The sequence below is a fragment of the Pseudomonas sp. NPDC090755 genome, assembly GCF_044769005.1.
Lineage (GTDB): Bacteria > Pseudomonadota > Gammaproteobacteria > Pseudomonadales > Pseudomonadaceae > Aquipseudomonas.
In genome coordinates, this window is the sequence record NZ_JBIVXC010000006.1 from 240636 (window position 1) to 266547 (window position 25912).

31 protein-coding genes and 2 riboswitches are annotated in these 25912 nt (G+C 63.6%); of the genes, 15 read left to right on the forward strand and 16 right to left on the reverse strand.

The window, feature by feature from the left end:
• Genes ACIQUS_RS12325 through ACIQUS_RS12370 form a run of 10 tightly spaced genes read left to right on the forward strand, consistent with a single transcriptional unit; the run spans position 1 to position 6441 of the window.
• Complete coding sequence (locus ACIQUS_RS12325) at positions 1-543, forward strand: PilN domain-containing protein (RefSeq protein WP_403047332.1); 543 nt, start codon at positions 1-3, stop codon at positions 541-543.
• Positions 530-1078, forward strand: a complete 549-nt coding sequence (pilO, locus tag ACIQUS_RS12330) for a type 4a pilus biogenesis protein PilO (protein ID WP_403047335.1) — start codon at positions 530-532, stop codon at positions 1076-1078. The genes ACIQUS_RS12325 and pilO overlap by 14 nt, the downstream gene beginning before the upstream one ends.
• Positions 1078-1575, forward strand: coding sequence for a hypothetical protein (locus tag ACIQUS_RS12335; protein ID WP_403047337.1), 498 nt, complete (start codon positions 1078-1080; stop codon positions 1573-1575). The genes pilO and ACIQUS_RS12335 overlap by 1 nt, the downstream gene beginning before the upstream one ends.
• Positions 1572-3401, forward strand: a complete 1830-nt coding sequence (locus ACIQUS_RS12340; protein WP_403047339.1) for a secretin N-terminal domain-containing protein — start codon at positions 1572-1574, stop codon at positions 3399-3401. The genes ACIQUS_RS12335 and ACIQUS_RS12340 overlap by 4 nt, the downstream gene beginning before the upstream one ends.
• A 3-nt stretch (positions 3402-3404) precedes the next feature.
• On the forward strand, positions 3405-3878 hold the full coding sequence (locus tag ACIQUS_RS12345; protein ID WP_403047341.1) for a type II secretion system protein: 474 nt from the start codon (positions 3405-3407) through the stop codon (positions 3876-3878).
• 5 nt (positions 3879-3883) lie between these two features.
• Positions 3884-4258, forward strand: a complete 375-nt coding sequence (locus ACIQUS_RS12350) for a type II secretion system protein (protein WP_403047343.1) — start codon at positions 3884-3886, stop codon at positions 4256-4258.
• The gene (locus tag ACIQUS_RS12355) at positions 4233-4763 is read left to right on the forward strand and encodes a type II secretion system protein (RefSeq protein ID WP_403047346.1); all 531 of its coding nucleotides are present in this window, start codon (positions 4233-4235) and stop codon (positions 4761-4763) included. Before ACIQUS_RS12350 ends, ACIQUS_RS12355 begins: the two co-directional genes overlap by 26 nt.
• Entirely contained in the window at positions 4760-5155 is a 396-nt protein-coding gene (gene csgE, locus ACIQUS_RS12360; RefSeq protein ID WP_403047349.1) for a curli production assembly/transport protein CsgE, read from the forward strand. Before ACIQUS_RS12355 ends, csgE begins: the two co-directional genes overlap by 4 nt.
• On the forward strand, positions 5152-5571 hold the full coding sequence (locus tag ACIQUS_RS12365) for a curli assembly protein CsgF (RefSeq protein WP_403047351.1): 420 nt from the start codon (positions 5152-5154) through the stop codon (positions 5569-5571). Before csgE ends, ACIQUS_RS12365 begins: the two co-directional genes overlap by 4 nt.
• A gap of 27 nt (positions 5572-5598) precedes the next feature.
• Positions 5599-6441 carry a CsgG/HfaB family protein gene (locus tag ACIQUS_RS12370; RefSeq protein WP_403047353.1) on the forward strand — a complete coding sequence of 281 codons (843 nt, stop codon included), beginning with the start codon at positions 5599-5601 and terminating at the stop codon, positions 6439-6441.
• 86 nt (positions 6442-6527) lie between these two features.
• On the opposite strand, the gene ACIQUS_RS12375 is transcribed toward ACIQUS_RS12370, so the two are convergent.
• The 5 genes from ACIQUS_RS12375 to ACIQUS_RS12395 all read right to left on the reverse strand — a co-directional run bounded on the left by ACIQUS_RS12375 (position 6528) and on the right by ACIQUS_RS12395 (position 8903).
• The gene (locus ACIQUS_RS12375; RefSeq protein ID WP_403047354.1) at positions 6528-6767 is read right to left on the reverse strand and encodes a DUF1272 domain-containing protein; all 240 of its coding nucleotides are present in this window, start codon (positions 6765-6767) and stop codon (positions 6528-6530) included.
• Between the two features lie 66 nt (positions 6768-6833).
• The gene (gene cobM / locus ACIQUS_RS12380; protein ID WP_403047355.1) at positions 6834-7580 is read right to left on the reverse strand and encodes a precorrin-4 C(11)-methyltransferase; all 747 of its coding nucleotides are present in this window, start codon (positions 7578-7580) and stop codon (positions 6834-6836) included.
• A gap of 27 nt (positions 7581-7607) precedes the next feature.
• Positions 7608-8009 (reverse strand): cobalamin biosynthesis protein, encoded by a 402-nt coding sequence (locus ACIQUS_RS12385; RefSeq protein ID WP_403047356.1) that lies wholly within the window; start codon positions 8007-8009, stop codon positions 7608-7610.
• Between the two features lie 5 nt (positions 8010-8014).
• The gene (locus tag ACIQUS_RS12390; RefSeq protein ID WP_403047358.1) at positions 8015-8707 is read right to left on the reverse strand and encodes a CbtA family protein; all 693 of its coding nucleotides are present in this window, start codon (positions 8705-8707) and stop codon (positions 8015-8017) included.
• Between the two features lie 10 nt (positions 8708-8717).
• Positions 8718-8903 (reverse strand): CbtB-domain containing protein, encoded by a 186-nt coding sequence (locus ACIQUS_RS12395; protein WP_403047359.1) that lies wholly within the window; start codon positions 8901-8903, stop codon positions 8718-8720.
• Positions 8904-9000: 97 nt separating this feature from the next.
• A riboswitch (cobalamin riboswitch) is annotated at positions 9001-9228 on the reverse strand.
• Positions 9229-9288: 60 nt separating this feature from the next.
• Positions 9289-9487, forward strand: a riboswitch (cobalamin riboswitch).
• A gap of 95 nt (positions 9488-9582) precedes the next feature.
• Here ACIQUS_RS12395 and cobW point away from each other — a divergent pair.
• Genes cobW through ACIQUS_RS12415 form a run of 4 tightly spaced genes read left to right on the forward strand, consistent with a single transcriptional unit; the run spans position 9583 to position 16077 of the window.
• Positions 9583-10650: a cobalamin biosynthesis protein CobW gene (gene cobW / locus ACIQUS_RS12400; RefSeq protein ID WP_403047360.1), complete on the forward strand. Its 1068-nt coding sequence runs from the start codon at positions 9583-9585 to the stop codon at positions 10648-10650.
• 3 nt (positions 10651-10653) lie between these two features.
• Positions 10654-14415, forward strand: coding sequence for a cobaltochelatase subunit CobN (cobN, locus tag ACIQUS_RS12405; RefSeq protein ID WP_403047361.1), 3762 nt, complete (start codon positions 10654-10656; stop codon positions 14413-14415).
• Between the two features lies 1 nt (position 14416).
• A complete protein-coding gene (locus tag ACIQUS_RS12410) occupies positions 14417-15415 on the forward strand; it encodes an ATP-binding protein (protein WP_403047363.1) in 999 nt (332 codons plus the stop codon).
• Between the two features lie 47 nt (positions 15416-15462).
• On the forward strand, positions 15463-16077 hold the full coding sequence (locus ACIQUS_RS12415; RefSeq protein WP_403047364.1) for a VWA domain-containing protein: 615 nt from the start codon (positions 15463-15465) through the stop codon (positions 16075-16077).
• Between the two features lie 133 nt (positions 16078-16210).
• Here the strand turns inward: ACIQUS_RS12415 and ACIQUS_RS12420 are convergent, their stop codons facing one another.
• Positions 16211-16477, reverse strand: a complete 267-nt coding sequence (locus tag ACIQUS_RS12420; protein WP_403047365.1) for a hypothetical protein — start codon at positions 16475-16477, stop codon at positions 16211-16213.
• 315 nt (positions 16478-16792) lie between these two features.
• On the opposite strand from ACIQUS_RS12420, the gene ACIQUS_RS12425 reads away from it, so the two are divergent.
• A complete protein-coding gene (locus ACIQUS_RS12425) occupies positions 16793-18118 on the forward strand; it encodes a sigma 54-interacting transcriptional regulator (protein ID WP_403047367.1) in 1326 nt (441 codons plus the stop codon).
• Positions 18119-18161: 43 nt separating this feature from the next.
• Here ACIQUS_RS12425 and ACIQUS_RS12430 read toward each other — a convergent pair whose 3' ends face one another.
• The 10 genes from ACIQUS_RS12430 to ACIQUS_RS12475 form a co-directional block, all read right to left on the reverse strand.
• Complete coding sequence (locus ACIQUS_RS12430) at positions 18162-19442, reverse strand: hypothetical protein (protein WP_403047368.1); 1281 nt, start codon at positions 19440-19442, stop codon at positions 18162-18164.
• A 46-nt stretch (positions 19443-19488) separates the two neighbouring features.
• A complete protein-coding gene (locus ACIQUS_RS12435) occupies positions 19489-20241 on the reverse strand; it encodes a hypothetical protein (RefSeq protein WP_403047369.1) in 753 nt (250 codons plus the stop codon).
• A gap of 33 nt (positions 20242-20274) precedes the next feature.
• Positions 20275-20955: a C39 family peptidase gene (locus tag ACIQUS_RS12440; RefSeq protein ID WP_403047371.1), complete on the reverse strand. Its 681-nt coding sequence runs from the start codon at positions 20953-20955 to the stop codon at positions 20275-20277.
• Positions 20956-21020: 65 nt separating this feature from the next.
• Entirely contained in the window at positions 21021-22313 is a 1293-nt protein-coding gene (locus tag ACIQUS_RS12445) for a heme utilization protein (RefSeq protein ID WP_403047372.1), read from the reverse strand.
• Positions 22314-22365: 52 nt separating this feature from the next.
• On the reverse strand, positions 22366-22938 hold the full coding sequence (locus tag ACIQUS_RS12450) for an adhesin (protein WP_403047374.1): 573 nt from the start codon (positions 22936-22938) through the stop codon (positions 22366-22368).
• Between the two features lies 1 nt (position 22939).
• Positions 22940-23377, reverse strand: coding sequence for a hypothetical protein (locus ACIQUS_RS12455; protein ID WP_403047375.1), 438 nt, complete (start codon positions 23375-23377; stop codon positions 22940-22942).
• A gap of 34 nt (positions 23378-23411) precedes the next feature.
• Positions 23412-23570 (reverse strand): hypothetical protein, encoded by a 159-nt coding sequence (locus tag ACIQUS_RS12460; protein WP_403047376.1) that lies wholly within the window; start codon positions 23568-23570, stop codon positions 23412-23414.
• 132 nt (positions 23571-23702) lie between these two features.
• A complete protein-coding gene (locus ACIQUS_RS12465; RefSeq protein ID WP_403047378.1) occupies positions 23703-24227 on the reverse strand; it encodes an AAA family ATPase in 525 nt (174 codons plus the stop codon).
• A complete protein-coding gene (gene pnuC / locus ACIQUS_RS12470) occupies positions 24224-24790 on the reverse strand; it encodes a nicotinamide riboside transporter PnuC (protein ID WP_403047379.1) in 567 nt (188 codons plus the stop codon). Before pnuC ends, ACIQUS_RS12465 begins: the two co-directional genes overlap by 4 nt.
• Before the next feature lie 296 nt (positions 24791-25086).
• Entirely contained in the window at positions 25087-25821 is a 735-nt protein-coding gene (locus ACIQUS_RS12475; RefSeq protein ID WP_403047429.1) for a methyl-accepting chemotaxis protein, read from the reverse strand.
• Between the last annotated feature and the right edge of the window lie 91 nt (positions 25822-25912).

A 25912-nucleotide genomic window follows, 5' to 3' on the forward strand; every position in this document is an offset into this window, starting at 1 on the left:
ATGCGCCGCCTGGAACTGGACTTCCAGCCCCGGCGCACGCCCCTGGCGGCCTGGGTGGTGCTGGGCGTCGGCGTCAGCCTGGTGCTGGGGGCCGTGGTCCTGCAGCAGAACGTCAGCCAGCAGCAGGCCGGGTTCGAGCAGCAACTGCATCAGGTCGAACAGCAACTGGGCAAGCGTCCACAGCAGGGCAGTGCACTGACTCCGGCACAGAACCGTGAGCAGAGCGAGAAACTGGCGCAGATGCGCAGCGTCTCGCAGCAACTGCAAAGGCCCTGGGAGCGCCTGTTCAACATGCTCGAAGCCATGCCCCAGGACGACGTGGCGCTGCTGACCCTGACCCCCGACGCGCGCAAGGGCCAGGTGCGTATCAGCGCCGAAGCCCGCGACCTGGAAGCCATGCTGGCCTTCCACAAGCGTCTGGAAGCCAGCGACGAGTTGCGCGATGTATCGCTGCTCAACCACGAAATCATGGTCAAGCAGCCCGAGCATCCGGTGCAGTTCAACCTGTCCGCCACCTGGGAGACTGGCAATGCACATCCCTAGCCTGATACTCCACGAGCGTGCGCGGCAGGTTGGCGTGATCGGCCTGGCCGGTGGGGCGCTGGTCCTGCTGGCGCTGCTCTACGGTGCCCTGGCAGTGCTGCCGCAATGGCAGCAACTGCAACAACTGCAGGCCCAGCGCGAGCAAGCCGACGAGCAACTGCAACAGCTCAAGCGCGGCGCCTTGAAACTGCCACAGGTGCCCCAGCGCGAACTGGAGGACTTCCACAAGCAGCTGCCGGCCCAGCCCCAGGCCACCGTGGCCATCGACCGGATCTACAGCCTGGCCAAGTCCGAGCGCATCAGCCTGTCCCGCGGCGAGTACGCCCTGGGGGTCGATCCGAAGACCCAACTGGCGCGCTACCAGATCCTCCTGCCGGTGCGCGGCAGCTACCCGCAGATCCGCCGCTTCGTGCACGCCTTGCTCGGCCAGCTGCCGGCGCTGGTGCTCGAAGACGTCGACCTGCAGCGCAAGAAGATCGGTGACAGCGAGCTGACCGGTCGCCTGCGTATGACCCTTTATCTGTCGAGGTCATGATGAACACTCAACGCCGCCTGGCCTGGCTGGCCTTTCTCGGATCCGCAGCCGTACTGGCCTGGGTACCGGGTTACTTCTTCACGGACGATGGCGAGGGCAGCGATGCGCCAGCGACTGTCAGCAAAGAAGCCGCGCTGGCCGCGCAAGCCGCCAGCAAAGGCGCAGCGACCCCGGCGCTGCAACCGAGGGACCTGTTCCCGAGCAAGCACTGGAAACCGGCCGCCCAGCTGGCGACTGTCACCGAACAACCCGTGGCGGTTGCGCCGGTGGCCGTGGCCCCGGCGGCGCCGGTCCTGCCCTTTCAATTCGTCGGCCGTCTGGATGATCGCGACGACCAGCAGGTCTTCCTGCAAAGCGGCGAAAAGCTGTACGTCGTGCGGCGTGGCGACGTGATCGATGACATCTACCGGATCGAGCACATCTCCGCCACGGAGCTGAGCCTGGTCTACCTGCCGTTGCACCTGTCCCAGACCTTGTCTGTAGGGAGCGCACCATGATTTCGTCCAGGCACTGCAACAAAGCACCGTATCTGATGCTGGCACTGTGCGTCGCCCTGGCCGGCTGCGGCACCTCCGCCGCACGCAAGGACGGCCAGGCGCTGATCAACGAAGGGCAGTACGAAGCCGGCGTTGCCCGGCTGGAAGAGGCCCTCAAGGAGAACCCGCGCGACACCGAGCTGAACATCGCCCTGGTCCAGGGGCGCAAGCAGTCCATTGAAGAACTGCTGACCCAGGCCGACAGCGACCGCAGCCGCCACGACTTTGCCGGGGCGCGCATGGCCTATGGCCGGGTACTGACCCTGGAGCCGAACAACCGCCGCGCCCAGGAAGCCGTGCGCCAGATCGAGCAGATGCGCAACCTCGGCGAGCGTGTCGCCCTGGGCCAGGCTGCCCTGCGCGCAGGTGATCTGTTCGGCGCCGAACGGCACATGCGCGAAGTGCTGCAACTGGACCCGCAGAACGAGGGCGGCCTGGCCCTGCGCAAGGACATCGAACTGGTGCAGAGCCGCACCGCCCAGCCCAACCCGATACTTCGGACCAAGCTGGAACGGCCGGTGACCCTGGAGTTCCGTGATGCCAACCTCAAGACCATCTTCGAGGTGCTGTCCCAGGTGGCCGGGCTCAACTTCATCTTCGACAAGGACCTGCGCCCGGACATGAAAGCCACCATCTTCGTGCGCGATGTACGCATCGAAGACGCCGTGGCCCTGCTGCTGGAGCAGAACCAGCTGCACCAGAAAGTGGTGAACGACAACACCCTGCTGATCTATCCGGACTCGCCCCAGAAGACCAAGGATTACCAGGAGCTGGTGATGCGCACCTTCTACCTGACCAGCATCGACTCCAACACCGCGCTGAACATGGTCAAGACCATGCTCAAGACCCGCGACGTGTTCGTCGATGAGCGTCTGAACACCCTGACCATGCGTGACACCCCCGACGCCGTGCGCATGGCCGAGAAGCTGTTGCAGTCCCAGGACCAGTCCAACCCGGAAGTGGTGCTGGAAGTCGAAGTGATGGAAGTCGCCCGTTCGCGGATCCTCGAACTGGGCCTGCAATGGCCCAACACCTTCGGGATCCTCAACAACGACGGCAACCCGGTAAGCACCATCGATCAGCTGCGCGGCATCAACTCCGAGCGCATCACCTTCTCGCCATCGCCCCAGGCCAAGATCAACGCCCAGGACAACGACATCAACACCCTGGCAAGCCCGGTGATCCGGGTCAGCAACCGCGAGCAGGCGCGCATCCACATCGGCCAGCGGGTGCCGATCGTCAGCGCCACCTCGGTGCCGTCGACCCAGGGGCCGGTGATCACCGAAAGCATTACCTACCTGGATGTCGGTCTGAAGCTCGAAGTGACCCCGGTGGTGCACCTGAACAACGAAGTGGCGATCAAGGTGGCCCTGGAAGTCAGCAACGCCAAACCGCTGGAACCTACCCGCCAGGGCACCATCCCGGTACAGGTCGACACGCGCAATGCCCAGACCAGTCTGCGCCTGCATGACGGCGAAACCCAGGTACTGGCCGGCCTGATGCGCAACGACCAGGGCGCCAGCGGCAACAAGATCCCGGGTCTGGGCGACATCCCGGGCCTTGGTCGGCTGTTCGGCAGCAACCGCAACGACAAGAGCCAATCGGAGCTGGTGCTGTCGATCACCCCGCGGATCATCCGCAACCTGCCGTACCAGAGCCCGTCGGACATGGAGTTTCGCACCGGCACCGAAACCAGCATGCAGATCCGCAACATCAGCCCCAATCCGAGCCTGGAGGTCGATGAAAATCAACCGGTAGCGGCGGTACCGACCGCGGTGAGGCCCTGAATCATGAAACGCTCGATGGCGGGTTTCAGCCTGATCGAAGTGATGCTGACCCTGGCGCTGCTCGGGTTGCTGGCCTCGATCGCCGCACCGCTGACCGAAACCCTGGTGCGCCGTGGCAAGGAGCAGGAGCTCAAGACCGCGCTGTACCAGATTCGCGATGCCATCGACGCCTACAAGCGCGCCTTCGACGCCGGCTACATCGAGAAATCGCTGAACGCCAGCGGTTACCCGCCGAGCCTGCAGGTGCTGGTGGACGGGGTACGTGATGTACGCAGTGCCAAGGGTGCCAAGTTCTACTTCCTGCGGCGCATTCCCCGCGACCCCCTGGTGGCGCACAAACGCGACGACGAAGGCGGCTGGGGCCTGCGCAGCTACGACAGTTCCGCCCAGAACCCGCGCGATGGCGAGGACGTCTTCGACGTCTACTCCAAGGCGCCGGGCAAGGGCCTCAACGGCATCGCCTACGGGCAGTGGTGAGCAGCATGAAACGTAACCAAGGCTTCACCCTGATCGAGTTGCTGGTGGTAATGGCGATCATCGCCACCCTGATGACCATCGCCATGCCGCGCTATTTCGAAAGCCTGGAGACCTCCCGCGAGGCGACCTTGCGTCAGAGCCTGGCGGTCATGCGCGAGGCCCTGGACCATTATTATGGAGACACCGGCCGTTACCCCGAATCGCTGGAGCAACTGGTCGAACAACGCTACCTGCGCAGCGCCCCCATGGACCCGATCACCGAGCGCCGCGACCTGTGGCAGGTGGTGGCACCCCCGGAAGGGGTGGCCGGTTCCGTGGCCGACATCAAGAGCGGCTCAACCGGGAGGGCGCGTGATGGCAGCCTTTATGCCGAGTGGTAGCGCCGCCGAGGCGGGCTTCACCTACCTGGGGGTGCTGTTGCTGATTGCTGTCACCGGCATCGCCCTGGGCTCGACCGTGACCTTGTGGTCGACCGCCTCCCTGCGTGACCGCGAACGCGATCTGCTGTGGGTCGGCGGCCAGTACGCCCAGGCGCTGCGCAGCTACTACCGCAACTCGCCGGGCCTGGCCCAGTACCCACAGACCCTGGACGAACTGCTGGAAGATCCACGCTACCCCGGCATCAAGCGCCACCTGCGCCGTCTCTACGCCGACCCGATCACCGGCAGCGACGACTGGGGCCTGGTGCGTTCGATCGACGGGCGCATCACCGGGATCTACAGCCGCTCTCAAGAGATGCCGCTCAAGCAGACCGGCTTCGCCGCCCAGTGGTCCGACTTCGAAGGCCTGAGTCATTACGCCGACTGGCAGTTCGTTGCCGAGAAAGCCTTCGCCGACACCGCCGCCGGCGCCCGCAAGGGCATTGCCCAGGGAGACGGACCATGAACCGCCGCCTTACCGCCTGCGCCTTGGCCCTGGTGCTGCTGGCAGGCACCGCCCGCGGCGGCGCCGAGGACGAGATGATGGGGTTTATCGTCGACAACACCATCTCGCACATCGGCCACGACTTCTATTACAGCTTCGCCGAGCGGCTGCGTGCCACCAGCCGCCTGGATTTCAACCTGGTGGTACGGGAGCGGCCGGACGCACGCTGGGGCAGCCTGGTGACGGTCGAGTACGAGCAACGTGTGGTCTACCGGCGGTTCCTGCCACCCAACACCACAGAACTGAAGGATGCCGCCTATGAAGCGGCTGACCTGGTCAAGGCGCAGATCATCCAGCGCAAGCTGCAGATGATGCTGCAGGACACCACTGATCTTGAGAGGGATGAGCTATGAACAACAAAAACACCTGCCGCCTGGCCTCCCTGGTCTTGCTGGCGGCCCTGGGCAGCCAGGCCCAAGCCACCGAGCTGGTCTACACCCCGGTCAACCCGGCCTTCGGCGGCAACCCGCTCAACGGCACCTGGCTGCTCAACAACGCCCAGGCCCAGAACGACCACGACGATCCGGCAATCAAGGACAGGGCCTCGGCCTTCGCCGGCACCTCGGCCCTGGAGCGTTTTACCAACCAGCTTGAGTCGCGTCTGCTGTCGCAACTGATGGACACCATCAACAACGGCAACACCGGCAGCCTGCAGACCGACGCTTTCATCATCAATGTCATCGACGATTCCGGGGCGTTGAGCATTCAGGTCACCGACCGGGCAACCGGCGAAATTTCGGAAATTTCGGTCAACGGCCTGAACCCTTGACGGGTGGGGCAATGGGGAGCGACAGCCATGAAACGATTTCTGACCGCAGTATTGATGTTGGCCGCGCTGCAAGGTTGCAGCCTGCGCGAACCGATGCCAGCCGAACAGGACGCGGATATTCCGACCCTGACACCACGGGCCTCGACTTACTATGACCTGATCAACATGCCACGGCCCAAAGGCCGGCTGATGGCCGTGGTCTATGGCTTTCGCGACCAGACCGGGCAATACAAGCCGACCCCGGCCAGTTCCTTTTCCACTAGCGTCACCCAGGGCGCGGCGAGCATGCTGATGGATGCCCTGCAGGCCAGCGGCTGGTTCATGGTGCTGGAGCGTGAGGGGCTGCAGAACCTGCTGACCGAGCGCAAGATTATCCGCGCTTCGCAGAAAAAGCCCGATACCCCGGTGAACATCCAGGGTGAGTTGCCACCGTTGCAGGCGGCCAACCTGATGCTCGAAGGCGGCATCATCGCCTACGACACCAACGTGCGCAGCGGCGGGGAGGGCGCGCGCTACCTGGGTATCGACATCTCCCGCGAGTACCGGGTCGACCAGGTGACGGTCAACCTGCGGGCGGTGGATGTGCGCAGCGGCCAGGTGCTGGCCAACGTCATGACCAGCAAGACCATCTACTCGGTTGGCCGCAGTGCCGGGGTGTTCAAGTTCATCGAGTTCAAGAAACTGCTGGAAGCCGAGGTGGGCTACACCACCAACGAACCGGCGCAATTGTGCGTGCTGTCGGCCATCGAGTCGGCGGTGGGGCACCTCCTGGCCCAGGGCATCGAGCGGCGCCTGTGGCAGGTGGCCGGCGATGGCAGTGGCGACAAGGCGGTGCTGGACAAGTACCTGAGCCAGTATCAGGTGCCATGATCGTTGGCGCAGGGGCCCCTGTAGGAGCGGGCTTGCCCCGCGATTGCGATGTGTCCATTGCATCGCATCGCGGGGCAAGCCCGCTCCTACACGCAACCCTGTTCTTTAACGATACGCTTGGTCGATGCCGGATACTTCACCAGCTTGGCCGCCGCCCGCGCCGGTCGCCTGACCAACTCACCCCCGCAGTTGGGGCACTGGCCTTTGAGCTGGCGCTCGTTGCAATCGACGCAGAAGGTGCATTCGAACGAACAGATCAGCGCCTCCTGGCTGTCGCCAGGCAGGTCGCGACCACAGCATTCACAGTTGGGGCGCAGTTCGAGCATGATCAGGTCCTCTGAAGGTGGGCGGAACCGGCAGTGTGCTACCAGGCCGATCCCGCGACAATACCTTCAAGGACGATACAGGTGGGCATGACTGGCGCGGTACAGCGCCGACTCTGAAAAACTGTCACTGGCCAGCACCCGTCCGACCAGAATCAGCGCCGTGCGCCGGAAGCCCTTGGCCTCCACCTGCCGGACAATCCCGTCCAGGGTGCCGAGCACCCAGTCCTGGTCCGGCCAGGTGGCGCGGTGCACCACGGCGATCGGGCAGTCGCCGCCATAGTGCGGACGCAGCTCCTCGACAATCCTGTGCAGGTGCTTGACGCCCAGGTGAATGGCCAGGGTGCTGCCATGGCGGGCCAGGTCCGCCAGTTGCTCACCCGCGGGCATCGGTGACTTGTCGCCATAGCGGGTGAGAATCACGGTCTGGGCGATGTCCGGCAGGGTCAGCTCGCAGCCGAGCAGGGCGGCGCTGGCGGCCACCGCAGTAACGCCGGGGACGATCTCGTAGGGAATGCCCAGCTCACGCAAATAGCGGATCTGCTCGCCGATGGCGCCGTACAGGCTCGGGTCGCCGCTGTGCACCCGGGCCACGTCCAGGCCCTGGTCGTGAGCCTCCTTGATGGCCTCGATGATCTGCGCCAGGTGCAGTTCGGCGCTGTTGATGACGGTCCGGGCGCTGTGCCCTTCGAGTACGGCAGCCGGTACCAGGGAGCCGGCATAGATGATCACCGGGCAGCGATGGATCAGGCGCTGGCCCTTGACGGTGATCAACTCGGGATCGCCGGGGCCGGCGCCGATGAAATAGACGGTCATGCGAGGTCCTTGGGAAGAAAGCGCGGATTATCCGCCAACGCCTGGGGCGCTGGCCAATGCCAGGCTGGCGTCGGCCAGCAGGGTACGGGTGACGCACAGCTGCGCCGTGCCTGCGAAGTGCTCGGCCAGGGCCAGCGCCGCGCTTTCGGCAACGCCGTAGCAACCGCTGTGTTGGTAGGCGACCGCTGAGCGATGGCTCAGGCGCTGCTCGAAGGCCGCCAGGTGTGCAGCGCTGAAGAACAGCAACGGTACCTTGAGGTGCCGGGCCAGTTGCTCCAGCCCGGGTTCATCCTGCTTGAGGTCGATGCTGGCCAGGCCCGCGACGGCGTCCAGGGGCAAACCGTGGGCCTTGAGGGTCTGGTCCAGCAGGCTGCCCAGCGTGTCGGCCGGGCAACCCCGTCGGCAACCCAGGCCGACGTACACCTGCATGGTGATCAGGCCTGTTCCGAGCGACGGTACAGCCAGGCGCTGAGCAGGCCCAGGGCCAGCCAGAACGCGGCGTTGGTCAGCAGGGAGGCGACCTTGAACTCGGCTTCCAGTGCTTCTGGAGCAAGCATTTCGTGCACTTCAGGTTGCGGTGCGCCAATCACATGGGGAATCACCAGCAGTACCGCACCCACGACCTTGAACAGCCAGTTGCGGGCAAACGCGATCAGGGCCAGTCCCACGGCGGTGGCGGCAGCGGTACCTACCCACCAGGTCTGGCGCTGGGCCAGGTCGGCTGCGGCGGTGCCCGGCAGTTCGGGCGGCAGGCCCAGGGTCGGCGCCAGGCAGAATACGGCAAAGCCGCCCAGGCCCCAGAGCGCGCCGCTGAGCACGGTCTTTGGCGCACGCAGGGTGTAGAGCGCGGCCAGGATCAGGGCAAAACCGACCGCCACCACCAGGTTGCCACCGGTGGTCGACAGCACGCGCTGCCAGCCATCTTCCGGTGCCCAGGCTTCGCTGTCGTGGTGATGGTCGGCGGCAACCCCGGGCGCGTGCTCGTGGGCTTCGACGGCCGGTGCGGCGCTTTCATAGGTTTCTGCCTGAAGAATCAGCGGCGCGACCCAGAAACTCTGCAGCAGGGTCAGCAGCAGGGCGGCCAGCAGGCCGGCAAAGCCTGCGGTGCGAGCGATACGCTTGATCATCGATGGCTACTCAGTGGCAAGGGAAGGCGGCGCTGTGACGGGTGTCGTGGGCGGCATTGTGGACCGCTTCGATATGCGAGAAGCCGGCGAAATACACCAGGCACAGGCCCAGCAGCGAGGCACCGACGGCAACCCGCAGGCGCTGGCTGAGGCTGGACGGGGTAACGGCGGAATGACTGGCGGTACTGGTACGCATGGCGCTTTCCTCTGGGTGTTGTCGGGCAACAGGCAAGCGCAACAATCCCCTGCACGAGGACCGTCCAGGGGATCAACAGCGCCCGCCCACCGCGGGTTTGTCAGAATCGGAATTGGGCCGGTCTCCGGGCTGGCGAGGGCAGGCTGATAGCCGGGCCACAGGCGTCACCTTCCCATGCCGGACTACGGGCACAGTGGTTCTGACGCTTTTCTCGCTTACCGTTGCGGGGGCAGCACCGGACTTGTCGGGCCTGTCGATCGACAGGCACTGACGCACCGGTTTCCCGTTTCACCCAGTCAAGGGCACCCAAACGAATGGCATTAGCAAATCACGGGGGCGACCGGGCGTCAATCGTGACAGCAGTTGACCGCTCACCGGGCACTGCGTAGCCTAGCCGCTTCGAGGTTCTTCGGCAGCGGCCGAAGCTAAGACGGGAACGCGGTAAAAGCCGCGGCTGCCCCCGCAACTGTAAGCATTGAAGCGTTCGACACAGCCACTGCATCGCTGCGGGAAGGCGTCGTTCGACCGGCCCATCGGCCGGTGCAGTGCAAGCCAGGAGACCTGCCTCGAACAGTTTCCGACATTAAACCGGGCGGGGTGATCCGGTGGCGAACGCGCCCAGGTAAACGTACCTGCGGCTCTCGTCGCGCATGCCCGCCATCCTGCCAAGGGCATCGACATGAAAACACTGGCCAAACTCCCCGTCACCATCGTTACCGGCTTCCTCGGCTCGGGCAAGACCACGCTGCTGCGGCACATGCTCGACAACGCCCAGGGGCGGCGCATCGCGGTGATCGTCAACGAGTTCGGTGAGCTGGGCATCGATGGCGAGATCCTCAAGCAGTGCAGCATCGGCTGCACCGAGGAAGAGGCCAGCGGCCGGGTTTATGAACTGGCCAACGGCTGCCTGTGCTGCACCGTGCAGGAAGAGTTCTTCCCGGTGATGCGCGAGCTGGTGGCCCGCCGTGGCGACCTGGATCACATCCTCATCGAAACCAGCGGCCTGGCCCTGCCCAAGCCCCTGGTCCAGGCCTTCCAGTGGCCGGAAATCCGCAATGCCTGCACCGTCGACGCGGTGATCACCGTGGTCGACAGCCCGGCGGTGGCCGCCGGCACCTTCGCCGCCTACCCGGACCAGGTCGATGCCCAGCGCAAGCTCGATCCGAACCTGGACCACGAGTCGCCCCTGCACGAGCTGTTCGCCGACCAGCTGGCCAGCGCCGACCTGGTGGTGTTGAACAAGGCCGACCTGATCGCCGCCGCCGACCTGGCCAAGGTCCGCGCCGAGGTGCAGGAAGAACTGCCGCCGGCGGTCAAGGTGATCGAAGCCAGCAATGGCCGCCTGCCACTGGACGTGCTGCTGGGCCTGGGCGCCGAGTCCGAAGTGCACATCGATGGCCGCCGCACCCATCATGATTCACACCATGACGGCGACGACCATGACGATCATGACCATGACGCCTTCGACTCGATTTCCATCGAGCTGCCCGAGGCCGATGAGAGCCTGCTGCTCGACGCCCTGACCCAGTTGGTGGTGCGGCACGGCATCCTGCGGGTCAAGGGCTTCGCCGCCGTGCCCGGTAAGCCGATGCGCCTGCTGATCCAGGGCGTGGGTACCCGTTTCGACAAGCATTTCGATCGCGCCTGGCGCAGCGAAGAGCCGCGTACCACGCGCCTGGTGCTGATCGGCCAGGAACTGGATGCTGCACAGCTGGAAGCGAGCCTGCGCGCCGCCCTGGGCGCCTGATCCATGCACCTGCTGCGGACCCAGCCCGGTGGTTTCGTACCGGACGACAGCATTGCCGACCTCGGCCAGACCCCGGCCGAGCTGGTGATTCTCTGCAGCGGTGACTCGCACCTGGCACTGCTGGCCGAAACCGCCCGGCAGTTGCCCGAGGATTATCCCAGCCTGCGCCTGGCCAACCCTATGCAGGTGCAGAACCACGCCTCGGTCGACCTTTATGTCGACGAGGTGCTGCGCCATGCCAAGGTCATCCTGGTGTCGCTGCATGGCGGGGTGGGCTACTGGCGCTACGGTGTCGAGCAACTACTGGAGCTGGCCAACCGTGGCGTGAAGCTGATCCTGGTCCCTGGCGACGACCACCCGGACCCGGAGCTGACTGGCCTTGGCAACGTACCGGCCGAGCAGGCCGAACGGCTCTGGCACTTTTTGCGCCAGGGTGGCAAGGCCAACGCCCTGAACCTGTTCAACTGCCTGGCCAGCCTCTGGCTCGGGCGCGACTACCCCTGGGCTGAACCGCAGCAATTGCCACGCACGGCGGTTTATCACCCCAACAAGGCCGCTGCCGAACTGCAGGACTGGTTCGGCCAGTGGCAGGTCGAACAGCCGGTGGTGCCCATCCTGTTCTACCGCTCGCACCTGCAGGCGGCCAACACCGCCTTTGTCGATACCTTTTGCCAGCGCCTGCAACAGGCCGGGCTCAACCCCTTGCCGATTGCCGTGGCCAGCCTCAAGGAGGCCGGCTGCCTGGCCCAGGTCGAAGACTGGCTGGAGCAGGTCGACGCCGCGCTGATCATCAACACCACAGGCTTTGCCCAGTCGAGCCCGGAACAGCCCCACCTGCGACCGTTTCGCCGGGACATTCCGGTGCTGCAGGCCATCTGCGCCCAGGACAACGAACCTGGCTGGCAGGCCAGCGAGCAGGGCCTGGGTGCCCGTGACCTGGCCATGCATATCGTCCTCCCGGAGCTGGACGGGCGCATCATCACCCGGCCGATCAGCTTCAAGGACCTGGCCTGGCGCAGCGAACGCAGCCAGTCGGATGTGGTCTGCTACCGGCCCCACCCCGAGCGCATGGACTTTGTCGCCGAACTGGCCCGGCGCTGGTGTGCACTGGCGCAGTTGCCCAACCGCGACAAGCGCGTGGCCCTGGTACTGGCCAACTACCCGACCCGCGACGGGCGCATCGGCAACGGCGTGGGCCTGGACACCCCGGCAGCGGCGCTGAACATCCTGCGTGCCTTGCAGGCCCAGGACTATCCGCTGGCAGACCTGCCCGACAGCGGCACGGCGCTGATCCAGGCGCTGCTGGGCGGCGTGAGCAACGACCTCGACAGCCTCGACCAGCGCCCTTGCCTGCAAAGTATGGCCCTGGACGATTACCTGACGGCGTTCGCCGCCTTGCCAGAGGCTAATCAGGAGGCGGTACGCCAGCGCTGGGGCGAACCGCAGCAAGACCCGATGTTCCGCAACGGTCGGATGATGGTCGCCGGCCTGCGCTTTGGCCTGACCTTCGTCGGTATCCAGCCGGCACGGGGCTATCAGTTGGACCAGAGCGCGGTCTACCACGACCCCGACCTGGTGCCGCCGCATGGTTACCTGGCGTTCTACTTCTGGCTGCGTCACGGCTTTGCCGCCGATGCGCTGATCCACGTTGGCAAGCACGGCAACCTTGAGTGGCTGCCGGGCAAGGGCGTGGGTCTGTCCGACAGTTGCTGGCCCGATGCCTTGCTCGGGCCGCTGCCGAACATCTACCCCTTTATCGTCAACGACCCGGGCGAGGGTGCCCAGGCCAAGCGCCGCACCCAGGCGGTGATCATCGATCACCTGATGCCGCCGCTGACCCGTGCCGAAACCTACGGCCCGCTGCGTCACCTGGAGGCGCTGGCCGACGAGTACTACGAGGCCCAGTTGCTCGACCCGCGCCGGGCCGCCGAGCTGCAACGCGACATTCTTGAACTGGTGCGCAGCAACCATATCGACCGCGAGTTGCAGCTCGAAGGCGAGCTCGATGATGCTGCTGTGTGGTTGCCGCGCCTGGACACCTACCTGTGCGACCTCAAGGAGTCGCAGATCCGTGACGGCCTGCATGTGTTCGGCGAGTCGCCGGCCGGCCGCCTGCGCAGCGATACCTTGCTTGCTTTGCTGCGGGTGGCCCGTGGCGATGGCCGTGGCGCCAATGCCAGCCTGCTGCGGGCACTGGGCAAGGCTTTGGCGCTGGGCTTCGATCCGCTGGACTGCGACCTCGGCCAGCCTTGGGAGGGGCCGCGTCCAGCGCAGTTGCAGGCGCTTGGCAACGATCGCTGGCGCACCGCGGGCGACACGCGCGAGCGCCTGGAAGCGTTGGCCTTGATGCTGATCGAGCAGAGCCTGGCCGGTGTGGCGCAAGTGCCACAGGATGAGCCATGGGGCGAGGTGCGTGCCGTGTTGCAAGCCCTGGTCGACACCGTTGCGCCTCAACTGGACGCCTGCGGCCCCGCCGAGCTGCAAGGGCTGCTGGCCGCCTTGCAAGGGCGCTTCGTACCGGCCGGTCCCAGCGGCGCGCCCAGCCGTGGGCGGCTGGACGTGCTGCCGACCGGGCGCAACTTCTATACCGTCGACGTGCGCAACCTGCCGACCACCACCGCCTGGCGCATCGGTTTCGCCTCGGCCAACCTGATTCTCGAACGCCATCTGCAGGAGCATGGCGATCACCTGCGTCAGTTGGGCCTGTCGGTGTGGGGCACGGCGACCATGCGCACCGGCGGCGACGATATCGCCCAGGCCATGGCGCTGCTCGGCGTGCGTCCGGTGTGGGCCAGCGGCAGCCAGCGGGTCGATGACTTCGAGATCCTGCCCCTGAGCCTGCTCGACCGGCCACGGGTGGATGTGACCTTGCGGGTGTCGGGGTTCTTCCGCGACGCCTTCGGCAACCTGATCAAATTGTTCGACGCCGCCGTGCAAGCGGTGGCGGCACTGGACGAACCCGACGACCTCAACCCACTGGCAGCACGAGTGCGCAGCGAGCGGGCAGAACTCGAGCAGCAGGGCATGAGCGGCGAGCAGGCCGCACGCCAGGCCGGCTGGCGGATTTTTGGCGCCAAACCGGGCGCCTATGGCGCCGGCGTGCAGAACGCCATCGACGGGCGCCTGTGGCACGACCGCCAGGACCTGGCCGAGGTCTACCTCAACCACGGCGGTTATGCCTACGGTACGGCCGACCAGGGTACCCCGGCACGGGCCGACTTCGCCCGGCGCCTGGGTCAGGTGCAGGCGGTGATCCAGAACCAGGACAACCACGAGCACGATCTGCTCGATTCCAACGACTATTACCAATTCCAGGGCGGCATGCTGGCCGCGGTGGAGAGCCTGGGCGGCCAGGCCGTCGCCAGCTACCACGGCGACCACAGTCAGCCGGACCGTCCGCGTATCCGCACCTTGAAGGAAGAGCTCAACCGGGTGATCCGTGCCCGCGCGCTCAATCCCAAATGGATCGACGGGGTCAAGCGCCATGGCTATAAAGGTGCCTTCGAACTGGCGGCCACCGTCGACAACCTGTTCGCCTTCGATGCCACCACGCACCTGATCGACGATCACCATTACCAGTCGCTGGCCGACGCCTATGTGCTCGACGGCCCGACCCGCGACTTTATCCGCCAGCACAACCCCGAGGCCCTGCGCGATATCACCGAGCGCCTGCTCGAAGCCCAGCAGCGCGGCCTCTGGGAGCAGCCGGGCAGCTACCGCCAGGCCCTGGAAGAACACCTGCTGGACGGCGAGGAAGAGACTTGAGATGACTGAACCTGCACATTTTCCCCTGTCTGCCGTGGTCGGTGCCGATGAGCTGAAGCTGGCCCTGTGCCTGACAGCCATCGATCCGAAGATCGGCGGCGTGTTGATCGAAGGCCCGCGCGGGATGGCCAAGAGCACCCTGGCCCGGGGCCTGGCCGACCTGTTGGGCGACGGGCCGTTCGTGACCTTGCCACTGGGCGCCAGCGAGGAACGCCTGGTCGGCACCCTGGACCTGGATGCCGCGCTGGGGCAGGGCAAGGCGCAGTTTTCGCCGGGGGTGCTGGCCAAGGCCGACGGCGGCGTGCTGTATGTCGATGAAGTCAACCTGTTGGCCGATCACCTGGTCGACCTGCTACTGGATGTAGCCGCCAGTGGTACCAACCGGGTCGAACGTGACGGTATCTCTCATCGTCACAGTGCGCGTTTCGTGCTGATCGGCACCATGAACCCGGAAGAGGGCGAACTGCGTCCGCAGTTGCTCGATCGCTTCGGCCTCAACGTCGCCCTGCACGGGCAACCGGCCCCCGAGGCGCGCGGGCAGATCATTCGCCGGCGTCTGGATTTCGACACTGATCCGCAAGCCTTCTGCGCCCAGTGGGCAGAGGCTCAGGCACAACTGCGCGAGCGCTGCCAGCGCGCCCGCGAGCAACTGGCGCAGATTGCGCTGGACGATCAGGCCCTGGCGCAGATCACCGAGCGTTGTTTCGCTGCCGGGGTCGACGGCCTGCGCGCCGACCTGGTCTGGCTGCGCGCCGCCCGGGCCCATGCCGCCTGGCGCAGTGCCGGGCAGATCGAGGCGCAGGATATCGACGCGGTGGCCGAGTTCGCCCTGCGCCACCGTCGCAATGAACAGGCCCCGCAGCCGCCTTCCTGCGCCCAGGCGCAAGGCAGTCAGGCGTCGCCGGGGCAGCAGGCGCAGGGCACCTGGGGCGAAATGCCGCCCCAGGCCACGCCCACAGGTGTGCGGCGCGAGGTGCCGAACTGGGCAAAAAAGCCCTGAGCATCCGTCGGTCGAGCGCGGCGGATGCCAGGCCCCGGCCCGGTAGCTTGAATACAGGCGCCCGCGGCCGCTCCCGCGAAGCGCTGCAAGGCGCGGTCGCCTGGCCGGCCACCTTGCTCAAGGGCCGGCCGCGTCAGCGTCGCGACTTGTGCTGGCAACAGCGCACGGCCAGCGCCCATGAACTGTGGCTGGTGATCGTCGATGCCTCGGCCTCGACCCGGCGTCACCAGGCCTTGAGCCAGGCCAAGGGCTTGCTCGCCGGTTTCTTCGACCAGGCCTACCGGCAGCGGGCACGCCTGGCCTTGCTGACCGCCAGCGGTAACGCCCCGCAGTGGCAGCGTCATGGTCTCAAGGCCTCGGCCGCCCTGCAGCCCTGGCTCGACAGCCTGGGTGCCGGTGGCGGAACCCCGTTGCTGGCCGCCCTGGAGCAGGCCCGTGACTGGCTGCAGGCGCGGCAACGGCGTTATCCGCAGGAACAACAACGGTGCCTGGTGCTGACCGACGGCAGGCTCAAGGCCTGGCCGGTGTTGCAGCCAATGCCTTGCCCGAGCCTGGTGGTGGATATCGAGCGTTCGCCCGTACGTCTGGGACGCGCGCAGTTATTGGCGCAGCAGTTGGAAGCCGACTACCGGTCGATTGAAAGTTTTAAACGGATTGAATAACAAGGGCACGTACCGAACAGTACGTGAGGGTGTTGCGGTGTAATGTCGCAGTGTCGGATTCGGGCAACTAGCAAGTTGCCCGGCGCGCACCCTGGAGATACGCGCCGCTTATCAACTCAAGTGTCGATGCAACTTACTTGGGCATCGACCAGTCTTGCAGCTTGCAGCCTTTTTGTTTCAGTTCGGCGCGCATTTCTTCGATCAGGCCAGCCAGGCGTGCAGGGTCCGAATAGATGCTGCTGGAGACCTGCTTGGCACCCAGGCGGGTGCTGGTCCGGTCAATCACGGCCAGGCTCAGTACACCGGTGCCATTGGGCGAGTCCCAGGCAACACAGTGATAGGGTTCGAAAGCGTGGTCGGCAATCAGCAGTGCTTCGTTGACACGCAGCGGAGCATTCATGGGTTCGGTCTCTCTGTGGGCCCAAACATCTATATAACCGCAAGCGTTTGCGGTGAGTTACTTGTACTGATGCACGCAATGCCGGGTCGAGTCACACGCCCATCGAAAATAATTGATCGGCTGTAAAAAAAACCGTGTTAGGCGCGCCGCCTCAGACGTTGAAAGTTCAGGAAAATTCCCTGGATCGAGCACGCTTTCTATGCTTTGCAGACAGACGGTAGTGGGCGATTGACGCATCGTTGCTACTGTTACAAACGGGCCTGCCAACTTGCTGTTTCTACTTAAAATTCCAACAATTGGCGCCAAGGAAAGGTCATGCTTGAACCTGCATCCAACCGCAGCCTGCTGATCGTCGACCCTTGCGATGATTGCCACAGATTATTGCCAGGCCTGCGCAGTGTCGGCTGGGATGTTCGCAGTTGTACGCTTTCGTCAGCGCTTGAGTATCCTTGCGATGTCGGCCTGCTGCGCCTGCAGGCTTCACACCTGCGTCATCCCGATGCAGTCAAGGACCTGATCAGCCGTAGCAACACCGAATGGATTGCAGTGCTCAGCCCCGATGAATTGCGCATGCAGAACGTCGGTGATTTTGTTTGCGAATGGTTTTTCGACTTTCATACCTTGCCGTTCGACGTGTCCCGGGTGCAGGTCACCATTGGCCGGGCCTTCGGCATGGCGCGCCTGCGTGGCAAGGGCAATGTCCATGTGGAAGAGCTCGAGCATGAGCTGCTGGGCGACAGCCGGCCGATTCGCGAGCTGCGCAAGCTGCTCAGCAAGCTGGCGCCCACCGAGTCACCGGTGCTGATTCGTGGCGAGAGCGGTACCGGCAAGGAACTGGTGGCGCGCACCCTGCATCGTCAGTCGCAGCGCCACGACAAACCCTTTGTGCCGATCAACTGCGGCGCGATCCCGGAACACCTGATCCAGTCCGAACTGTTCGGCCATGAGAAGGGCGCGTTCACCGGCGCCCACCAGCGCAAGGTCGGTCGCATCGAGGCAGCCAATGGCGGCACGCTGTTTCTCGACGAAATCGGTGACTTGCCCCTGGAACTGCAAGCCAACCTGCTGCGTTTCCTGCAGGAAAAACACATCGAGCGGGTCGGTGGCAGCCAGCCGATCAACGTCGATGTGCGGGTACTGGCGGCCACCCACGTTGACCTGGAAAAGGCCATCGCCTGCGGCCGCTTTCGTGAAGACCTCTATTACCGGCTCAATGTCCTGCAAGTGGTCACCGCGCCCTTGCGCGACCGGCATGGCGACCTGTCGATGCTGGCCAACCACTTTGCCCATTTCTATAGCCTGGAAACCGGGCGACGCCCGCGCAGTTTCAGTGAGGACGCCCTGGTGGCGATGGGCAAGCACGACTGGCCGGGCAATGTGCGCGAACTGGCCAACCGTGTGAGGCGTGGCCTGGTACTGGCCGAAGGTCGGCAGATCGAGGCCCAGGACCTGGGCCTGGTCAGCCAGCATGCCTTCGCACCGAGCATGGGTACCCTCGAAGACTACAAGCACCGGGCCGAGCGCCAGGCCTTGTGCGATGTGCTCAACCGGCACAGCGACAACTTGAGCATTGCCGCCAAGGTGCTGGGGATTTCCCGGCCTACGTTCTACCGGTTGCTGCGCAAGCATCAGATTCGCTGAAAGGAAAAGCCCGCTGAAGCGGGCTTTTTCATGGGTGACGGGATCAGAAGTAGTACGGGAATTTCAGGCTGAAGGAGAAGTCTGGCGAGTCTTCGGTCAGGCCAATGGCGAGGTTGGGGACGATGGTCAGGTTGTCGGTGGCGGCAAGGGTCATACCGATGTTGAAGTTCGCCGAGTTGTAGTCGCTGTTGGACACCGACTGCCAGTCGCTGCCTTCGGGCTTGATCTTGGTTTTGCGGGCAAACTGGTCGGTGAACGAAAACGACATACTCATCTTCTCGTTCAAGGCGAATGCAATACCGGCACCGACCTGCCAGGAGTCACCAAGTTTCACGTCACCCGGGACCTTGGTGTTGACCGTCGGGCTGATGTCGCCGAACGAATCCTCCATGTTGTAGGTGTAGGACAGGCTGCCGAAGAGCACGGCCGGGTCGAAGGTCTTGACCAGCGAGATACCCGGCGTGATCGCCCAGACACCGTTGCCGGTCGGGAGGTCTTCAGGGACAGACAAGTTGTCGTTGTTGGGATCGTTGACCAGTTTGATGCCATAGGGATCATCACCGGTCGGTGCCTTGACGCGCAGGGTGAAGACCGCGTCGGGCAGGTTCTCCGATTCATCGAGGAATTTATAGGCAACGCCGAAGTTGATATCGCCGATGGTGGGGTCGCGGGTGACGCTTGCGTCGGAGGTGGTCGGACCGGCACCACCGGCGCCGCCGGAAGAGTAGGTCGATTCGCGGTAGACCACCGGCACGTTTATGTCGAACTGCCAGCGTTGCGCCAGGTTGTAGCGGGCGGTCAGGTCCAGGGTCCAGTTGTCGGCCTTGATACGGTCCAGGTTGATGTTGCCGAGGAAAATCGAGTCCAGCGCCAGGAAGCCGTTGAGCACCAGGGCACGGGTATCGTAGTGGGTGTAGGTCAGGCCGGTTTCGACGCTGAACTTGCCGCCACCAAAGAAGCCGCTGGCTTCGTCATACAGGTTGGAAACGCTTTGCGCGGGTTCCGAGTCTTCCTTGAGCGACTGGCCGTATGAACTGCCTGTGGTTCCCGGTGCACCGGCGGCCACCGTCTGAGCCCCCTTGACCGTTTCGGCGGGAGACTTGGTCAGACGTTTGGGAGGCGGTGCCACCGGTGTTTCTTCGACCTGGCGAACGCGCTGCTCGAGAACCATCAGCGCCTTCTGCTGTACTTCGTAACGCTGCTTCAACTCCATGAGTTCTTGTTTTAGTGCTTCGACCTGAGGGTCCGGTGCCGCGTAGAGCAATGTGGCCGGGGTCAGGCTACTCAAACAGACGATAGCTCTGAGCGTTGACGATGGGTGCATGGGTTAGCCGTCCCTTCTAACTGCATTTGATGAGACTGAGCGTAGATCAGAATCCGAGAGTGCGAAGACCTTTGAGCTGGTCCAGGTTCCCGTTCACCGATCCTGCGCTAGGCACGTTGTCACGCAGTACGACATTGAGGGAGGTGAGGTTGTTGACCCGGTTGCCGCCGCCGAGCAAGGTCGTGTTCTGCATCAGCCCGCCCTGGGCCAGGCGTTGCACGCTGCTGCCCTGGTTGTTGTTGGCGACGATGTTCAGTTGCACACCGCTGCCGCTGGAGGAAACGCTTAGCGAGCCCGCGCCATTGGCACCGACCAGCGTCGTGCCGGCGGCCAGCGCTTCGCCCCGTGGTTGCGCTGCGGGGGCCTGGTTGGCCTTGGTAACGTTGATGTCGACGTTGTTGTAGGCGGTGTTGTAGTCGCCGGCAGCCCGCACGACCTGGGTGACGCCTTCGGTGTTGTTCAGGCCGCTGCCGCCGGTGACGCTACCGGTACCGCTGGCGGTGTTTTGCGAACGGGCCGAGCCCGGGCTGTTTTCGTCGATCATCGACACATAGAACTGGGGCTTGATGGTCGATTGCTGGATCTGCATCGAGGACGTTGCCCCGATCACTTCACCCTGGGCATTTTGCCAGGTGCTGGTCATGACAATGCCGAAACTGACGATTCGTCCTGGCATGACGTAGCGACCCCGCAGGTTCGCCAGTTCCTGATCCTTCAGTTCGATGGGTTTGAGTGTCTGAGCCTGGGTCGGGAGGCTGGCCGCCAGGCAAACCATGGCCAGCCAGAGTGGAGTCTTCATTGGATGCTCCCGGAGCGTCATGCTCCCTTGTCATTAGAAGAAGTCGCTTTGGATGAATCCGAAGTCCATCAACTCTGCGTCTTGCACCGGGCTGAAGGCGTTGACGCGGTTCTTGGCGGTCAGCGGCAGCGGCGGGCTGAGCAAGGCATTGGTCTTGTCATAGCCCTTGCCGATGACGGCGAAGATGATGCCGTTCCAGCCTTTGATAAAGTCGTCGAGCTTGTAGCGTTTATGGCCGAGCACCGGATCGCCGATGTACACCCAGCCTTTGTCGACGCGTTGCATGACCACGAAATGCTTGTAGCCACGCACGTCCATCAGCACCACCACCGGAATGCGAACGTTGTGCAAGGCATCGGGTTGTACCCGGTAACCCCGGGCACGCATGCCGAGACTTTCTACATAACGTTTCATGTCGAGCATGGAGAAGCCCTGGACCCGGACCAGATCCTGGTCGGAGTGGGCCAGCATGCCTTCGATAATCTGTTCTTCATTCACGTCCAGCCAATAGGCCTGGCGCAAGATGGTCGCCAGGGCAGCTGCGCCGCAACTGAAGTCGGTTTTCTGTTGCACCAGGTCGGCGAATTTGCGCTCGCGTACACTCTGGATGGGCTTGAACACCACCGCACCACCCGGCAAGACGGAAAGCGGCATTTGGGCCGCTTCGCTGATGCTGGCTACGCAGAGCAAAAACGCCAAGGCGATAATACGCATGAGTGGACGCCTTCTGGTTCGGGTTGAAAAAAGGCCCCCCGAAGGGGGCCTCCAGACCACAGTCATTACATCGAGGTGTTGGAAATGGCCAGCGAGTTGCTTTGTTGGTTGCCCACACCAGCAGCCACGTTGACGCCCAGGTTGCCGCTGCCGCCATTCACCGAGCCACTCAGGGTTGCGGTGTTGGTTACAGGGTTAGCCCAGCCAGTTGGAGTCAGCACTTGGTACGAGAAGGTGTTGCTCAGGTCGTACGAGCTGCTCTCGCTGTAGCTTTTTGCTTTTTCCCACTCGGATTCGGACGACTTGTTACCCGATTTCTCGAAAGAGGACTCGAACTCTTTCTCGAAAGAAGAGTTGCGTTCTTTAGCGAACTCGGAGCTGTGCGATTTCTCCCACGATTTCTCGACGTCCACGTTCAGCGATGCATTCAGCTCGGCTTCCACGGAATTGGTGCGCTCGCCATTGTTGCGACGGCCATAATCCCAGGAAACGGTTCTGGAGGCTTCGAGGCTGGCTTCCAGTGTAGCGTCCAGCGTGAAGCTCTTCGAACCGCTTGCTTCATGGCTGTTGGAGCCGCTTGCATCATAGTGGGTAGAGCCACTTGCGCTGTGGCTCTTCGAGCCGGCCACTTCGAAGCTCGAAGACCTGCTCTGGCTGCCGCTGGCTTCGAACTCTTTCTCCCGAGAAGAGCTGCCGCTGGCGGTTTTGGTGAAGGTCAGAGTATCTACGCGATAGGTCCGGTCAGCTTCGTTGATTACCGTCAGGCCTGGGCCGTTTTGATCGGCGGAGGCGGTAGCGCTTGCATTACCCAGCGGCGCATTGGTGTTGGCAATGGCCATGGTGTTTTTCTGTTGGTTCAGGTCGCCGCCGGCAATGTTGATACCCATATTGCCGCTGCCGTTTTCACCCGATCCGCTCATCACAGCAGAGTTGGTGGCGCCGTGGTTGTACACCTTGTTGTTGTTGCTGTACTGCCTGACCTGTGCTGTGGCATCGGCATCGCCGAATACGAAGGTGTTGTCGATTTCCGATACCGAGCCGGCGTTGGCGATGGCGGCGGCGTTGTCTTGTTGGTTGCCGTTACCGGCAGCCACGTTGACGCCGACGTTGCCGCTGGTGCCGCTGGCCGAGCTGGACATCTCGGCTTCGTTCACCGTGCCTTCGTTTTTGATGAAGTTATTAGTGCTGCGCTGCTTGTCGTACGCAGCGGCATCTGCGTAGACACTGATTTTGGTTGGTGGTTTTTGGTGGTGGTTGTGATGATGACCACGCCGATCGTTTTGCCCAGCTTGTACAGCAACAGCCATGACCGCAGCAATTGCGAAAACCAGAGGCTTGAGTGCCATCGAGGGTTTCATGGTGATTCTCCGTACTTTATTTTAGGTTAAGTGTTGTTCTTACCTGTTTGGGTCAATCCACGACCCGTACGCTCAGGGTGTTGGCCATTCGGTTTCCCACCCCGGCGCTCTGATTCAACTGAATCACCCCACGGCTACCGGTGAAGGCCTGGTCACTGGTAGTGACCTGGCGATGGCCGGGTGCGGAATCAGTTGGATCGGAGCCGTTGATCAGCGCCACGTTCTGTTGCATGAGGACGCTGTCGTCGATACTTTGCGGCTGGGCACTGACGCTGATACGCAGTGCGTTGGCTTGCTGGTTGCTGGCGCCGGAGCTCTGGTTGACACCCAGTGCGCCGCTGCCGTTGGTGAAGGCGTCGCCCTGGATGCTGGACCGGGCATCGATCGCTGGGTCGACCTGGGTGCGCAGCCGCTGGCGCACCTGTGTGGTTGCACTGGCTTCATGGCCGATGGCGAACGCCCGCACGTTTGCCTGTTGCTGTAGATCGCCGGCAGCCTGGTTGACCGTGAGGTTGCCCTGGTACTGCTTGCCGGAATTGTCGATGGTGGCGTTGTTGATCACTGGGGATTGGGCGAAGGCCGGTGCACTGCAAAACGTGGCCAGAATCAGCAGTGTGTGCCTCATCTCACTTGCCTCCGGTCAGGATCTGCAGGGGCGCCAGGCCTTTCTGCACGCTTGAGTTGACCATGTTGGAGATGCCGTTGCCTGAGCCTGTGGAGCGTCCACCGGCGAGGTTGGGCAGTTGGGTCTGGTTGTTGATATTGCCGCCCAGGTTGTTGGTCTGTTGTGTGACCAGGGAGGAAATACCTGAACCGCTGCTGATGCCGGCAAAGTCACCGTCGCTCAACTCGTTTGTTTGTTTGAGGATGTGCGCGGACGGGTTGGTGTTGACGGTGGTAGGGTAGGGATCGGGCATCAGGGGCTTGACCACTGCATTGCGCGGCTGCACGTCACGGGTAATGACGACGATTCCATTCTCGGCCTGGACGGGCAAAATGAAGCTTGATCCCAGTGCACATCCAACCAGCAGGAGGCGATAAATGCCTTTATCTGATTTCCTCACGGCGGCAATTCCTTATTCAGAGCGCTGGCCTTGTTCAGCGTTGCAAGGAAGAGAGCAGAAGGTGTGCCGGTTTTTGTTTGCCATGTAAAAACAACGGCTTGTCTTTATCTGAAAGAATTGTCAAAAAAATGTTGTAACGCTGTTGAGACACAGGCAGTGAACGCGCCTCGACCCTGCCGCCGCCATTGCTCATCAACGGGCTCGCAAGACGACTGTCTCAGGTAATTTACACTTTTCCAAGAACATGCTCGGGCCGCTCTAGATAGCGGCTTTGAGCAGTGGCTAGTGTTTCAGGAATGGACATGTTGCAGCGGTGAGGCGGTACTCAGGCCCCTAGCAAACGGGTGACCGCTGCAAAGGCTGCGCCCTTGCGCTGCGCCCAGTCGCCGTGCAGCACCTGATAAGGCTGCTGGTGCAGCGCCAGCCAGTCATGGGTGGCCTGGAAAAACGCCTGGCGCTCGCTCAGTGCCGGCTGGCAGCGTTGTCCATCGTCGTGCCAGGCGACCGACTCGGGGCTGAGCAACAAGTGCAGGTCGTAATGGCGCGTCAATAAAGCTTCTTCGAGCCACGCTGGGCAATCGCCGAACAAGGTGCGACTCCAGAGGATATTGCTCAACAGATGCGTATCGAGAATCAACAGTGTCGGTTGTTTGGCGCGCGCGGCATCTTCCCAGGCCAACTGGCCCAAGGCTATTGCCGGAATGTCAGCGTAGCAGGTCTCGCGGGCTTCGCTGTCGATAAAGTGCCGTACGTACTCTTCGACCACTATGCCGCCATAATTGGCACGAATCTCTTCAGCCAGCCAGCTCTTGCCGCTGGACTCAGGGCCGGTCAGGACCAGGACTTTCATGCGCAAACCTTCGCCGGATCACGCCGCCATTCACGCCAGCCTTGCACGGCGATCAAGGTGAACAGGGCGTAGAGTGCGGCAGTCAGGTACAGCGCCTTATAAAGGAACAAACCGACGAAGATCACATCCAGCACGATCCACAATGGCCAGCACTGCACGCGCTTTTGTGCCATCCACAGCTGCGCCACCAGGCTGAAGGCGGTCAGCGCCGCGTCCAGCCAGGGTTGTGCGGCATCGGTCCAGGTGGCCATTGCCGCGCCCAGGGCAAGGCTGCCCAGCAGGCCCAGACCCAGGTGGAAGATCATTGGCTGGGGCTCAAGGCTACTGACCTGGCGGACCTGGCGCTTGTTGTCGGGGCGGGTCCACTGCCACCAGCCGTAGAGCTGGAGCACGGCATAGACCAGTTGCAGGAGCATGTCCGAGTACAGGCGCACGTCAAAAAAGATCCAGCTGTAGAGCAACACCATGACCAGGCCGATGGGCCAGCACAGAGGGTTCTGCCGGGTGGTGAGCCACACGGCGATGACGCCGAGCACGGCGGCGAACAATTCGAGGCCGGACATCGGCGTTCCTTGGCAGGTTCGAAGGGAAGGGCGGGGATTGTACCTTTATCACCCGCGATGTAGCAGCCACCCCCTTTATTCTGACCCACCGGGTCGTCTGGATGGCGACTGCCTGTAGGCGCGGGCTTGCCCCGCGATGCGTCGCGGCGTTCATCGCGGGGCAAGTCGAATCGTCGCACCGCCGCTCCCACCGATCGCGGCAGCGGCTACACCATCAGGCAATCAAGACAGATCTCATTGTGGGAGCTGGCGAAGCCTGCGACGGGCTGCAGAGCAGCCCCGCTGCAACGCAGGCGTCACACGCGAAACTGTCCGAGCAGGCTGTCGAGTTGCTCGCGCAAGCGGTTCAACGCCACCCCGGCGTGACTGGACTGCTGCGCCGCTATGGCGGTCTGGCGCGACAGGTCGGCGGTGTCGGTGACGTTGCGGTTGATTTCCTCGACCACGTGGGACTGTTGCAGCGTGGCACTGGCAATCGAGGCGTTCAGGGCGGTGAGGTTGTTCAGGGCCTGGCTGATGGCGTCCAGGCTGATGCCGGCCTGGTTGGCCTGCTCGATGGTCTGGCGCGACGCCTCGCTGCTGGCGTCGATGGCCTTGACCGCTGCCTCGGACTGTCCCTGCAGGTGCTCGATCATGGTCTGGATCTCGGCCGTCGATTGCTGGGTGCGCTGGGCCAGCAGGCGCACTTCATCGGCGACCACGGCAAAGCCACGGCCTTGCTCGCCGGCTCGGGCCGCCTCGATGGCGGCATTGAGGGCCAGCAGGTTGGTCTGCTCGGCAATCGAGCGGATCACTTCAAGGACGCTGCCGATCTTCGTGCTCTGGTTGGCCAGCGCCTGGATCACCTGCACGGCTTCATCGATGGTGCCCGACAGCTGGTCGATCTGCTGCAAGCTGCCATGAATGCTGCTCTGCCCCTGTTGGGCGCGGTGCTGGGCATCGCGCATTTCGCTGGAGGCCTGCTCGGCATTCCTGGCGACGTCCTGCACAGCGTAGGTGACTTCATTGATGGCGGTAGCCACTTGCTCCATTTGCTGCGATTGCTGCTCGCTGCGATGCTGGGCCTGGTTGGCGTTGCTGCCGACATCGACGGCCGACTGCCCCAGGGCATGGGCCGCGCCC